Here is an 11,127-nt window from a genome sequence, read left to right on the forward strand (position 1 = left end):
GACAATGGCGCGCGTGAATCCCGACTGGCCACTGACCGTGAGGACCATCGCGACTGCGACCGACGACGCACTCGCCGCCGCTACCGGACAGCAGGCCGACGCGTTCGCCGACGCCATCGAGTCCCTTGCGTCGGAAGATCCGGCTCAGGTCGGTTTGATCCATGCCGAGATGGTCCGGTCGCTGCTCGAAGAACTTCATCCCGACGGTCTGACCGGCGAGGACGTCCAGGATGCGCTCACTCGGACGGTCCGGAGCGCAGCTGCGTGGAATCCCAGCGTCGACGTCGACGGGTTCGTCGAGGTGCTCACCGGCGCATTGGGCGTCGCCGACACCGAGGAGCGTCGCCCCCGCCCGAGGCCGGAACATGCGGTGTTGTTGATCGCAGATCTGCTGGTCAGGCGGAAATCCCCGGCTCAGGTCTACCTGCGCAGAGCTGTTGCAGAAGTGCAGCGCGCGCAGACGATGGAGATGCCCTAGGCCTTTCTATCGGTATCTAGCACATGCGGTAGATACCGATAGTGCAGCATGTTGGCCGCGCCGATGATGGCCCGGATCGACGACAGGACGGCGTCGGGTTCGATCGCCATCGACCATTCGCGGTGACCGTCGAGCTCGCAGTGAACGAACGTCGCGGTCGTGCCCTCGGTCAAGCTCTGCTGGTGGAACTCGAGGATCTCGATGTGGAAGCCGCAGTCGTAGAGCATGGACGTCAAAGCATCGACCGGGCCGTACGTGGTGGCCGACGCGGTGTGGATGGCGTCGTCGATCCCGAATGTGGCGTCGAATCTCGTCCGGCCACCGCGCGTGGCCGTCGAGTCCCAGCTGCCGAGGCGTATCGGGCCGGTGGTCGACGAGAAGTGCTGGGTGAACGTGGTCCAGTTCATGTCACCTGCCTGAATTCGAAGTTCGCGCGGGAGAGGGGATCCGTAGCGCGCGGCGAAGCAGTCGGTCGACAGAAAATTTTCGATCAGAGCGTTCATCGAAGTGGTCCTCGAAAGAATGTGAAGGGAGGACCGAGGTAGCACGAGGACCCGCAGCGAGGGGTCGGTCCGAATCAGACCCCGCTACGGCGGCGTACTACGAGAATGTGCTTCACGAACGCCAATGTAGTCCCTGTTCGTGAGGCGCTGCAACTATTATTTCTTGCTCTATCGAACTCTAGGAAGAATGCTAGATCGATGGATAATCGGCGAGACAGTCGATAGTCGTCGATAAGGCTCTCTAGGACACGACCTAGATGTCCGCATAAACCGCTATCTCGCTTGTTACTTTGGCCCCATGGACCCCGTGCGTAACCCATACGCTCCCGGCGCAGGCCAGCGTCCGCCCGAGCTCGCTGGACGTACCAAGCAACTCGACGCCTTCGACGTCGTACTCGAACGCATCACCCGCGGCCGTCCGGAACGAAGCGTCGTCCTGACGGGGTTGCGAGGCGTCGGGAAGACGGTGTTGCTGAACCAGCTGCGGTCCGCGGCGGTCGGGCGCGGGTGGGGCACGGGCAAGATCGAAGCCCGCCCCGATCAGGAGTTACGACGGCCGCTGTCGTCGGCGTTGCACATGGCGGTGCGCGGGATCGCAGCGTCGCATCGGGATCCGGAACGCGTCGACGAATTCCTCGGTGTGCTCAAGGCTTTCGCGTTGCGGGCGTCGGCGGGCAAAGGCATGCGCGAGCGGTGGCAACCGGGCATCGACGTGCCGGCGAAGTCGGGTCGCGCCGATTCGGGTGACATCGAGATCGATCTCGTCGAATTGCTGATGGACGCGTCGGCGCTGGCCGGGGACGTCGGAGTCGGTATCGCGATCTTCATCGACGAGATGCAGGACCTCGGTCCCGACGACATCTCGGCGCTGTGCGCGGCCTGCCACGAACTGAGCCAGGACGCGGCCCCGCTCATCATCGTCGGAGCCGGGTTGCCGCATCTGCCTGCGGTGCTGTCGGCGTCGAAGAGCTATTCGGAGCGCCTGTTCAGTTACCACCGCATCGGCAGGTTGGAGCGCACAGCCGCGGATCTTGCGTTGCTCGCGCCTGCGGATCGCGAGGACGTCGAGTTCACGACCGAAGCACTCGATGCGCTGTACGAGGCCGCCGACGGATACCCGTATTTCGTTCAGGCATACGGCAAAGCGACGTGGGACCTGGCTCCCGAAACGCCGATCACCGCCGAGGACGTGCGCGTCGCGGCGCCGACGGCCGAGGAAGAACTGGCCGTCGGGTTCTTCGGCTCACGGTACGAACGCGCGACCCCGTCGGAACGCGAATACATGCGGGCCATGGCGGACCTGTCGAGCGACGACACGTCGGTGCCGACGGCCGCGGTGGCCACCGAACTGAAGCGCAAGCCCGCGTCGCTGTCCCCGGCTCGAGACGGTCTGATCAAGAAGGGCCTGATCTACTCGGCAGAGCGAGGAACCATCGCTTTCACGGTCCCCCACTTCGGGCGGTACCTGAGGGCTCAGACGGACGACTAGGGCGCTCCGCGCCACGTGCACGAAAATACATAGCCCTCTATGCATTTTCGTGCACATGCGGCGTCAGCCGCCGTTCACCCGCGCCATATCCCCGTCGTAATAGTCGATCAACCTCTGGTCCATGACCTTTCGCCACAGTGGCGGAACGAGTGCGCACACGATCATCACCGCATAGCCGGCCGGAAGCTGCGGTGACTCGTCGACGGTCCGCAGTGCCTGATACCGCCGCACGGGGTTGGCGTGGTGGTCGCTGTGCCGCTGCAGGTGGTAGAGGAACAGGTTGCTCCACAGGTGATCACTGTTCCAGCTGTGCGTGTGGTTGCAGCGTTCGTACTTGCCGTTCGACCGCTTCTGTCGCAGCAGACCGTAGTGCTCGAGGTAGTTGGCTGCCTCGAACAGGATGACGGCGATGGCCGCCTGCAGAACCAGGTAGGGCGCCACCTGCCATCCGAACGCGGCGATCAGTATCGCGAACAGCACGATCGACATGGCCAAGGCGTTGAACAGGTGATTGTGTGCCGTCCACGTCTTCTTGCCGACGCGATCGAGCCGTCGCTGCTCGAGCTCCCACGCGGATTTGATTCCGCCGAACATGCTGCGTGGCAGAAACTTCCAGAAACTCTCACCGTAGCGCGCCGACGCCGGATCCTCGGGGGTCGCGACGCGGACGTGGTGCCCGTGATTGTGCTCCACGTAGAAGTGCCCGTAGAACGCCTGTGCCAGAGTGATTTTCGACAGCCACCGCTCGGCGTTCTCACGCTTGTGCCCGAGTTCGTGTGCCGCGTTGATGCCGACGCCGCCGACGATGCCGATCGTCACCGCCAGCCCGATGCGTTCGGGCACACCGAGCGGTCCGTAAGCCCAGAGATAGCATGCCGCAATCAATCCCGCGTACTGCAACGGGATCAGTAGATACAGGCACCAGCGGTAGTACTTGTCGTTCTCGAGTGCCTCCGCGGCTTCGAGCGGTGGATTCGACTTGTCGACGCCGGCGAATGCGTCGACGAGCGGTACGGCAACCGCGATGATGATCAGGCCCAGCGCCCAGAACGCTCCAGGACCGAGCCACGTCACCAATCCCCAGGCCATGAACGGACTCAGAGGGATCACGAGACCGAGTGGCCACAGGTATCGCTTGGGGTCACGCCACCCGAGAGTCGGCGCTGAAGGGGATGCGCTCATCGAGGTCGCATACCCCCTCGCTGAAAATCAAGCACCGGCCGGACGACAATCACTGAAAATTTACCTCTACTAACAAACTCATCGACACCACAACCCGGTCCGTTACTCGTGTGTACTTCGACACGGTCACATGGTGGGATTGCCACACAACTTGTTCTGTGAGGGGGACAACACAATGAAGAGCAGCGACGCGTCGTTCACCGGCGTCCATGGAACCACGATCGTCTACGACGTCCATCTGCCCGAGAATCCATCAGGCTTCCTCGTCCTGTCCCACGGTCTCGGGGAGCACGCGGGCCGGTACGGCGAGGTCATCGAGCGACTGTGCGGGCTCGGCCTTGCGGTATACGCCGTGGATCATCGCGGTCACGGCCGTTCCGGCGGCAAGCGACTCGAGCTGAAGGATTGGTCCGACTACATCACCGATCTCCACGAACTCTTCCGCATCGCCCGCGCCGCGCACCCCGGCGAGAAGGCATTTCTTCTGGGCCACAGCATGGGCGGCGCGATCGCCTTGTCCTACGCGCTCGAATACCAAGCCCAGCTCGACGCGTTGATGTTGTCCGGCCCCGCCGTCGTGCTCGGCGACAGCACACCCAAGATCCTGATTCCGATCGGCAAGCTCCTCGGCAGGATCGCGCCCGGTGTGCCGGTCCAGACGCTCGATTCGGCGCATGTCTCGCGTGACCCTGCCGTCGTCGCCGCGTACGACGCCGATCCCTTGGTGCATCACGGCAAGATCCCTGCCGGTGTCGCCGCCGGGCTCGTCGGCGCCATGGAAAGCTTCCCGACGCGGTTGCCGTCCCTCACCATTCCGGTTCTGCTGCAACATGGCAGCGAGGACAAGCTCGCCGACGTCAGTGGCAGCCGCATGATCGCCGAGACAGCAGGCTCGACCGATCTCACGATCGAGATCTACGACGGCCTCTATCACGAGATCTTCAACGAACCCGAACGCGCACAGGTGCTCGACGACCTGGTTGCCTGGCTGACCCCGAGAATCTAGATCCCGAACAGCCGTGCGCCGTTGTGATAGCACACATCTCGCACCCAGTCGTCTCCGAGGCCGAGGCGCTGGACTGCGTTCAGTGCTTCGGCGTACGTGTACGGGATGTTCGGGAAGTCGCTGCCGAACAGGATGCGATCCTGCAGATCGACCAGCCGTGACCTGCTCTGGGGCGGAAACGGCCACGACGCCTCGGAGAAGTCGGTGAACGCCATCGTGGTGTCGAGTCGCACGTTCTCGAATTCGTCTGCGATGAACAGGAACTCGTCGTACTCCGGCATTCCCATGTGCGCGATGATCAGCGGGAGTCGCGGGAACCGGTGCAGCAGAGCGGTGATCGGGCCAGGGCCGGTGTAGGTTCCCGGCGTCGGTCCCGAACCACAGTGAATCACGACGGGTACCGACGCGTCCTCGATGGCGCCCCACACCGGGTCGAGCAGTGGATCGTTGGGCGAATAGTTGCCGACCTGGATGTGCGACTTGAAGATTCGCGCACCACCGACGATGGCGTCGCGGACGTACTGTCCCGCAGATTCCTCGGGGTAGAACGTCGCCGTGTGCACACAATCGGGGGTTCGTGCAGCGAATTCCGCACCCCACGAGTTGAGCCACGCCGCCATGTCCGGCTTGTGCGGGTAGATCATCGACGTGAAGCCTCGAACGCCGAACTCGCGCAGTGTGTTCAGGCGAACGTCCTCGTCGTGTCGGTACGAGATCGGCCACTGCATACCCGTGAGCGGCCCCACCGAATCGAAGTACGCCCATACCTTGTCCATGACGTTCTTCGGCATGAAATGGGTGTGAACGTCGAAGATCCCGGGAAGCCCCAACTCTTCCCAGAACCGTCGGACGTCGCGTGTTTCAGCGGGCGACATGCGTGTCGAACCATTCGAGCGTCTTCGCCCACGCGTCGGCAGATGCCTCCGCGTTGTACACCGCAGGTCGATCGTTGCAGTGGAAGCCGTGCTCTCCCTGTGCGTATCGCGTGATCTCGGTGGACACCGGGGACGTCGCAGCGGCGGTGCGCAGCTGCTCGACCTCGTCGACGGGGATACCCTTGTCCAGGTCGCCGAAGAACCCGTGCCACGGGGTCTGCAGGGCGTCGGCGCCCGACAGCATCGTCGGATACCCGAAGCGGCCCTTGCCGATTCCGCCGCCGTAGAACGTCGCGGACGCGCCGAGGGGGCGTCGTACCGCGGTGTGGAAGGCGACCGTGCCGCCCATGCAGAACCCGACGATCGCGGACTGCGTCGGCTCGAAACTACGCTCGGCCAACTCGCTGAACGCAGCGTCGACGTCGGCATCGATCTCGTCGGCCTTCAACGCTCCGATCGAGGCCATGGCCGAATCCATGTCGCTGTAGTCGTGCACCTGCTTGTCCTGCCGGTGGAACAGGTGAGGTGCGGTGGCGACCCAGCCTGCGTCGGCGAAGCGACGGCAGACGTCGACGATGTGATCGGTGACGCCGAACGCTTCCTGAATCACGACGACTCCGCCGCGTGCAGGTCCTGTGGGCTCGAGAGTGGTGAGAGGGGTGCTCATCGCTCGATTCGATCACAGCCGAATGCACCTCGAGGGAGCGGGTTTTGTACCGTGGGTCACAGAGGTCTCCTGCCGATGAGAGGACAGTTCATGCGCGCGGTACACATCACGAGGCTCGACGGGCCGGAATCGGTGGAGATCGTCGACGTCGACGAACCTGCCGCCCGCGACGATGCGGTGGTCGTCGACGTCCACGCCGCAGGTGTCGCGTTCCCGGATGCGCTGCTGACTCGCGGCCTGTACCAGTACAAGCCGGATCTGCCGTTCGTGCCCGGAAGTGAGATCGCCGGAGTCGTGCGGTCCGCGCCGGAGGGTTCCGGATTCGCAGCAGGCGACCGCGTCGCCGCGCTCACGGGCCTGTCCGACGGCATGGCCGAGGTCGCCGTCGTCTCCCCCGACACCGTGTTCAAGCTGCCCGACGCAGTCTCGCTGACGGCGGGCGCCGGGTTGCTGTTCAACGACCTGACGGTGCACTTCGCACTGCGCGAGCGCGGACGCCTCACCGAGGGCGAGACCGTCCTGGTGCACGGCGCCGCGGGTGGAATCGGCACGTCGGCACTACGCATGGCGCCGGTGCTCGGGGCGTCGAAGGTGATCGCCGTCGTCAGCTCGGAAGCGAAGGCCGACATCGCGCGTGCTGCCGGTGCCACCGACGTCGTGCTCGTGACCGACGAGACCGGACGCGGGTGGAAGGACGCCGTCAAGGAGCTGACGGGAGGCAAGGGCGTCGACGTCGTCGTCGATCCCGTCGGTGGTGACCGGTTCACCGACAGCATTCGCAGCCTGGCGCCGTCGGGACGCGTTCTCGTACTCGGATTCACGGGCGGCGAAATTCCGACGGTCAAGGTCAATCGCCTGCTGCTGAACAACGTCGACGTCGTCGGAGTCGGGTGGGGCGCATGGTGGATGACGCGTCCGGGCTACCTCGCGACCCAGTGGGCCGAACTGGAACCACTGCTCGCCTCCGGAAAGCTGACGGCCCCCGAGCCCTCGGTGTTTCCGATCGAGAAGGCCGCCGAAGCGATTGCCTCCCTCGAAAACCGCACGGCGGCCGGGAAAGTCGTTCTGCAGCTAGTCCGGTAGCACGACGCCACGGGCCTGGGACAGGGCTGCGACCTCGGCCGGAAACACGTTCTTGAACACGAACGGGTCCGTGCCGAGTGCCCAGTCCGGGGCCAATTCGATTGCGTATCGTTCGAAGTAGCCGAGCTGCTTGCCCACGAGGATCAGCTCCTCGGGGCTCGACGTCCGGTACTGCTGGCCCATGCCGACGAGCGCCTTGATGAAGTCGGTCAAGCTGAAGTGCGCCAACGTGTCCGACAGCATCGGCGCGAACACGGCCTGCAGGATCATCCCGACCTCGGCGTCGGTGCCGACGTCGTCGGACACGATTCCGAGGCGCTTCACGCTGCCCGCGAGCCGCGTGAAATCGCCGTCGATCACGGTGGCGTGGAACAGATCCTGCAGCAGCAGGCGCCATTGCTCGTCGAGCTCGCCCATGACGCCGAAGTCGAGGAACGACACCCGGCCGTCGTCGAGAACCCAGACGTTGCCCGCGTGCACGTCGCCGTGGAAAAGCCCGTGCAGGACAAGCGCTTCCATCCAGACCTTGGCAGCGCGCCGCACGATCAACTCGGACTCGGTGCCCGGCTCGCACTGATCGAGCGGCGAACCGTGCATCCGTTCCATGCAGATGACGCGGTTGCCGCAGTACTCGGCGATCACCTCGGGTGCGGTGACGAACTTGTTGTCGCCGAATGCGGAGATCGCCTCACGAAACGCGGCTTGCCGACGCGCCTCGACGACGCTGTCCAGTTCGGCGAACGTCGCGGCGTGCAGGTCGACGATGATCGCCGACGCGTTGGCCGTGGAGAAGAACGCGATGTACTTCTCGAGTGCCCGGGCGAACACGTACGCGATGCGCAGATCGATCTTCATACGGTGGTAGATGCCGCGGCGTTGGACCTTCATGACGGCTTCACGGCCGTCGTGCAGTACGCACAGATGCACCTGCGCGACGGACGCCGACGACAGTGGCACGTCGTCGAAACGCAGGAAGAGTTCGTCGGTGCCGCGCCCGAGGTCCGCTTCGATGATCGTGCGAGCCTGGGCCCCGGGGAAGGGCGGCACCTCGTCGAGACAGCGCAGGCATGTGTCGGCGAGGACTTTCGGGAACAGACCGGGCGACGAGCCCATCAGCTGTCCCACCTTGACGAACGTCGGGCCGAGCGTGAAGAACGCGTCGACGACGCCTTCCGACGCGTGCGTCGCCCAGCCGCGACGCGGGCGGCGAATCCACCGACCCATCGCGAGGACCTGGTAGAAAACGAGGACCGCGCCGATCACGACGAGCCGCAGGAACTCCCGCACGCCGAACTGGCGCAGAGGAGGAGGCGGCACCCGTGTCGCCGTAACACCGCTGCTCATGCCCTGCTCCTTGTGAGATTCTCCACACTCTCGCCGAACGAATCGCAGTCGACTGTACCTATCGGTAAAAGTCGGCCGCTCACCACCTGAAGGAGTTCACGATCTCTCGCATTCGACCCGGCCGCACAGCCGTCGCCGCTGCCCTCTTCGGCTTCGCCGGCGTGCAGTATCTGCTGGCAGAGGCCTGGACAGCCCGCAACTACGACGGCTACGACCATCTCCGTGAGACCGTCAGCCAGCTGGGTGTTCCTGGGGCGTCGCCGTCTCATGCTCTGATGAACACCGCGTTCTGTGTGTCGGCGGTATCGGTGGCGATCGCGGGGGTGAGCTCGTCGTACCTGCTGCGGCGACGCCGGCGCGCGGTGTACCTGGGGGCGACCGGCGCGTATTCGCTCGGCAGTGTCCTCGTCGCGGCCGTGCACACCGGCTCCGACAACGCAGGCATCCATGTAGCAGGCGCGCTCCTGGCCATCGGCGCGGGCAATGTGATCCCGGTGCTCGTCGGGACCGGTGTTCCGGAGTGTCCGCGCTGGTATGCGGTGGCGAGCACCGGGCTTGGCCTGGTGGGGCTTGCGGCGTCGGCGTCGTTGATCGCCGGGATCGGGCCGGTCGGGCTGGTCGAGCGGATGGCGATCGACACGTTCGTGGGCTGGGAGATTCTCACCGCGGTCACCTTGGCGCGTTCTGCCGTCAGCAGAAAAGACGCAGGCAGCTAGGTCGGTCCTTCTAACCTGGGTCCATGGCCGACGCGACAGTGATCCCCTTACGGACCGGCGCGAAGACACCGGAACCCCTCGTCCGCGACGGTATGGGCCGAGTACTGCGTCGTATACGGCAGGACCAGAAACGGACGCTCGACGACGTGGCATCGGAAGCACGGGTGTCGATGCCGTATCTGTCCGAGATCGAGCGTGGCCGCAAGGAAGCGTCATCGGAGGTGCTGTCCGCGCTGTGCGGCGCGTTGGACATCAGGCCGTCGCAGCTGTTGATGCTGACGGGCCGCGAGCTCGCCGGGGCGTCGCCGATCCGGCGAGTCTCGCGTGGTCCCGCACCGGTGACCATGATGGCCGCCTGAGCCTTCAGTTTCTGGATTGGGCGATGTGATCCGCGAGCCCGTAGTCCACGGCCTCGGTGGCGGAGAAGATCTTGTCGCGGTCGGTGTCGCGGCGCAGGATCGCCGGTTCCTGTCCCGTGTGGCGCGCGAGGATGGTCTCCATCTCGGACCGCACCCGGACGATCTCGTCCCGCTGGAGCGACAGATCCGAGATGACGCCCTCGCCGCCTCCCGACGGCTGGTGCAACAGAACTCTGGCGTGCGCCAACATGATTCGCTTACCCGGGGCTCCGGCTGCCATCAGCACTCCGGCGGCCGACGCTGCCTGCCCGACGCAGAACGTGGACACGTCGGGTCGGATGTACTCCATCGTGTCGTAGATGGCCGTCATCGCCGTGAACGATCCGCCGGGTGAGTTGATGTAGAGGCTGATGTCCGCGTCGGGGTTGTCGGACTCGAGATGGAACAGCTGAGCGATGACGACGTTGGCGACGCCGTCGTCGATCTCTGTGCCCAGGAAGATGACTCGCTCGTTCAGGAGTCGGCTGTAGATGTCGTAGGCTCGTTCGCCGCTGTGCGTGCGTTCGACGACGGTCGGAATGGTGTATTGACTCATGAGTTCTACAGCCCCACTTTCTGTTTCGCTGCCGATGGCCTGATGTCGTCGAGTGTGGTCACAACGGTGTCGACGAGTCCGTATGCGCGCGCCTGCTCGGCGGTGAACCAGCGATCACGTTCGCTGTCGGCGGTCACGGTGTCGATGTCGTGACCGGAATGTTCGGCATTGAGCTTGTGCATCAACGCTTTCGTGTACTCGAGGTTCTCGGCCTGAATCTCGATGTCGACAGCGGTGCCGCGGATGCCGGCCGACGGCTGGTGCATCATGATCCGCGCGTGCGGCAGGCTGTAGCGCTTGCCCTTCGTCCCCGCGGACAGCAGGAACTGTCCCATGCTCGCGGCGAAACCCATTGCGAGCGTGGACACATCGTTCGGAATGAGACGCATCGTGTCGAAGATCGCCAAGCCGGCGCTGACGGATCCTCCGGGGGAATTGATGTAGAGGCTGATGTCGCGGCGCGGATCGGACGCGGACAGCAGAAGAAGCTGCGCGCAGATCCGGTTCGCGATCACGTCGTCGACGGCAGCGCCGAGTACGACGATGCGTTGGTCGAGAAGCCTCGAGGACAGTTGGTCGTCGAACAGGGACGCGCCAGGTGCGTCGCCCTCGTTCATCATCGGCAACATGGGAATCCTTTCGATCGGGCTCGGAGGTATCGGGGGCGAGTTCCAGATTGAAAGGCGCAGGCGCGGAAGGGAAGGTTTCTCTGCTCGGGGCAGAGGACGCTGCGTGCTCGTGATGCTCCTATGACTGTCAAGTAGTGATTTTTCGGGTCAGGAGCTGAAACATTTCGCGGGCGACGGCTCGTTTGAGGCAGCGAATGATTT

13 protein-coding genes are annotated in these 11,127 nt (G+C 64.5%); 6 read left to right on the plus strand and 7 right to left on the minus strand.

Features of this window, described 5'->3' with window-relative positions; translation table 11 throughout:
• Nucleotides 1-4: 4 nt before the first annotated feature.
• Nucleotides 5-478, plus strand: coding sequence for a hypothetical protein (locus CHB96_RS28715; RefSeq protein ID WP_089252794.1), 474 nt, complete (start codon nucleotides 5-7; stop codon nucleotides 476-478).
• Here the strand turns inward: CHB96_RS28715 and CHB96_RS28720 are convergent.
• Nucleotides 475-981, minus strand: coding sequence for an alpha-isopropylmalate synthase regulatory domain-containing protein (locus CHB96_RS28720; RefSeq protein WP_089252796.1), 507 nt, complete (start codon nucleotides 979-981; stop codon nucleotides 475-477). The two genes, CHB96_RS28715 and CHB96_RS28720, sit on opposite strands and share 4 nt — an antisense overlap.
• 298 nt (nucleotides 982-1,279) lie before the next feature.
• Between CHB96_RS28720 and CHB96_RS28725 the strand changes: the two genes are divergently transcribed.
• Nucleotides 1,280-2,470: an ATP-binding protein gene (locus CHB96_RS28725; RefSeq protein WP_089252798.1), complete on the plus strand. Its 1,191-nt coding sequence runs from the start codon at nucleotides 1,280-1,282 to the stop codon at nucleotides 2,468-2,470.
• Nucleotides 2,471-2,533: 63 nt separating this feature from the next.
• Here CHB96_RS28725 and CHB96_RS28730 read toward each other — a convergent pair whose 3' ends face one another.
• Nucleotides 2,534-3,652 carry an alkane 1-monooxygenase gene (locus tag CHB96_RS28730; protein ID WP_089252800.1) on the minus strand — a complete coding sequence of 373 codons (1,119 nt, stop codon included), beginning with the start codon at nucleotides 3,650-3,652 and terminating at the stop codon, nucleotides 2,534-2,536.
• Nucleotides 3,653-3,827: 175 nt separating this feature from the next.
• Here CHB96_RS28730 and CHB96_RS28735 point away from each other — a divergent pair, with 175 nt between their 5' ends.
• On the plus strand, nucleotides 3,828-4,658 hold the full coding sequence (locus CHB96_RS28735; protein WP_089252828.1) for an alpha/beta hydrolase: 831 nt from the start codon (nucleotides 3,828-3,830) through the stop codon (nucleotides 4,656-4,658).
• On the opposite strand, the gene CHB96_RS28740 is transcribed toward CHB96_RS28735, so the two are convergent.
• Both CHB96_RS28740 and CHB96_RS30015 read right to left on the minus strand, forming a co-directional pair.
• Nucleotides 4,655-5,533, minus strand: a complete 879-nt coding sequence (locus CHB96_RS28740; protein ID WP_089252802.1) for an amidohydrolase family protein — start codon at nucleotides 5,531-5,533, stop codon at nucleotides 4,655-4,657. The two genes, CHB96_RS28735 and CHB96_RS28740, sit on opposite strands and share 4 nt — an antisense overlap.
• Nucleotides 5,520-6,200, minus strand: coding sequence for a dienelactone hydrolase family protein (locus CHB96_RS30015; RefSeq protein WP_089252804.1), 681 nt, complete (start codon nucleotides 6,198-6,200; stop codon nucleotides 5,520-5,522). The genes CHB96_RS28740 and CHB96_RS30015 overlap by 14 nt, the downstream gene beginning before the upstream one ends.
• A gap of 90 nt (nucleotides 6,201-6,290) precedes the next feature.
• Between CHB96_RS30015 and CHB96_RS28750 the strand changes: the two genes are divergently transcribed.
• Nucleotides 6,291-7,283, plus strand: coding sequence for an NADPH:quinone oxidoreductase family protein (locus CHB96_RS28750; protein WP_089252806.1), 993 nt, complete (start codon nucleotides 6,291-6,293; stop codon nucleotides 7,281-7,283).
• On the opposite strand, the gene CHB96_RS28755 is transcribed toward CHB96_RS28750, so the two are convergent.
• Nucleotides 7,272-8,627: an ABC1 kinase family protein gene (locus CHB96_RS28755; RefSeq protein ID WP_089252808.1), complete on the minus strand. Its 1,356-nt coding sequence runs from the start codon at nucleotides 8,625-8,627 to the stop codon at nucleotides 7,272-7,274. The genes CHB96_RS28750 and CHB96_RS28755 overlap by 12 nt on opposite strands.
• 161 nt (nucleotides 8,628-8,788) lie before the next feature.
• On the opposite strand from CHB96_RS28755, the gene CHB96_RS28760 reads away from it, so the two are divergent.
• Together CHB96_RS28760 and CHB96_RS28765 are read left to right on the plus strand one after the other, a co-directional pair.
• Entirely contained in the window at nucleotides 8,789-9,343 is a 555-nt protein-coding gene (locus CHB96_RS28760; RefSeq protein ID WP_176444557.1) for a DUF998 domain-containing protein, read from the plus strand.
• A gap of 23 nt (nucleotides 9,344-9,366) precedes the next feature.
• Nucleotides 9,367-9,702 (plus strand): helix-turn-helix domain-containing protein, encoded by a 336-nt coding sequence (locus CHB96_RS28765; RefSeq protein WP_089252812.1) that lies wholly within the window; start codon nucleotides 9,367-9,369, stop codon nucleotides 9,700-9,702.
• Between the two features lie 4 nt (nucleotides 9,703-9,706).
• Here the strand turns inward: CHB96_RS28765 and CHB96_RS28770 are convergent, their stop codons facing one another.
• Both CHB96_RS28770 and CHB96_RS28775 read right to left on the minus strand, forming a co-directional pair.
• Complete coding sequence (locus CHB96_RS28770) at nucleotides 9,707-10,297, minus strand: ClpP family protease (protein WP_089252814.1); 591 nt, start codon at nucleotides 10,295-10,297, stop codon at nucleotides 9,707-9,709.
• Between the two features lie 5 nt (nucleotides 10,298-10,302).
• The gene (locus tag CHB96_RS28775; protein ID WP_245866284.1) at nucleotides 10,303-10,917 is read right to left on the minus strand and encodes a ClpP family protease; all 615 of its coding nucleotides are present in this window, start codon (nucleotides 10,915-10,917) and stop codon (nucleotides 10,303-10,305) included.
• Nucleotides 10,918-11,127: the final 210 nt, after the last annotated feature.

The sequence above is a fragment of the Rhodococcoides kyotonense genome (assembly GCF_900188125.1).
Classification (GTDB): domain Bacteria; phylum Actinomycetota; class Actinomycetes; order Mycobacteriales; family Mycobacteriaceae; genus Rhodococcoides; species Rhodococcoides kyotonense.

Coding starts and splice junctions, on each gene's coding strand:
- CHB96_RS28765 (WP_089252812.1), top strand. CDS start 9,367: ATGGCCGACGCGACAGTGATCCCCTTACGGACCGGCGCGAAGACACCG.
- CHB96_RS28750 (WP_089252806.1), top strand. CDS start 6,291: ATGCGCGCGGTACACATCACGAGGCTCGACGGGCCGGAATCGGTGGAG.
- CHB96_RS28730 (WP_089252800.1), bottom strand. CDS start 3,652: ATGAGCGCATCCCCTTCAGCGCCGACTCTCGGGTGGCGTGACCCCAAG.
- CHB96_RS30015 (WP_089252804.1), bottom strand. CDS start 6,200: ATGAGCACCCCTCTCACCACTCTCGAGCCCACAGGACCTGCACGCGGC.
- CHB96_RS28725 (WP_089252798.1), top strand. CDS start 1,280: ATGGACCCCGTGCGTAACCCATACGCTCCCGGCGCAGGCCAGCGTCCG.
- CHB96_RS28735 (WP_089252828.1), top strand. CDS start 3,828: ATGAAGAGCAGCGACGCGTCGTTCACCGGCGTCCATGGAACCACGATC.
- CHB96_RS28770 (WP_089252814.1), bottom strand. CDS start 10,297: ATGAGTCAATACACCATTCCGACCGTCGTCGAACGCACGCACAGCGGC.
- CHB96_RS28740 (WP_089252802.1), bottom strand. CDS start 5,533: ATGTCGCCCGCTGAAACACGCGACGTCCGACGGTTCTGGGAAGAGTTG.
- CHB96_RS28715 (WP_089252794.1), top strand. CDS start 5: ATGGCGCGCGTGAATCCCGACTGGCCACTGACCGTGAGGACCATCGCG.
- CHB96_RS28720 (WP_089252796.1), bottom strand. CDS start 981: ATGAACGCTCTGATCGAAAATTTTCTGTCGACCGACTGCTTCGCCGCG.
- CHB96_RS28775 (WP_245866284.1), bottom strand. CDS start 10,917: ATGATGAACGAGGGCGACGCACCTGGCGCGTCCCTGTTCGACGACCAA.
- CHB96_RS28755 (WP_089252808.1), bottom strand. CDS start 8,627: ATGAGCAGCGGTGTTACGGCGACACGGGTGCCGCCTCCTCCTCTGCGC.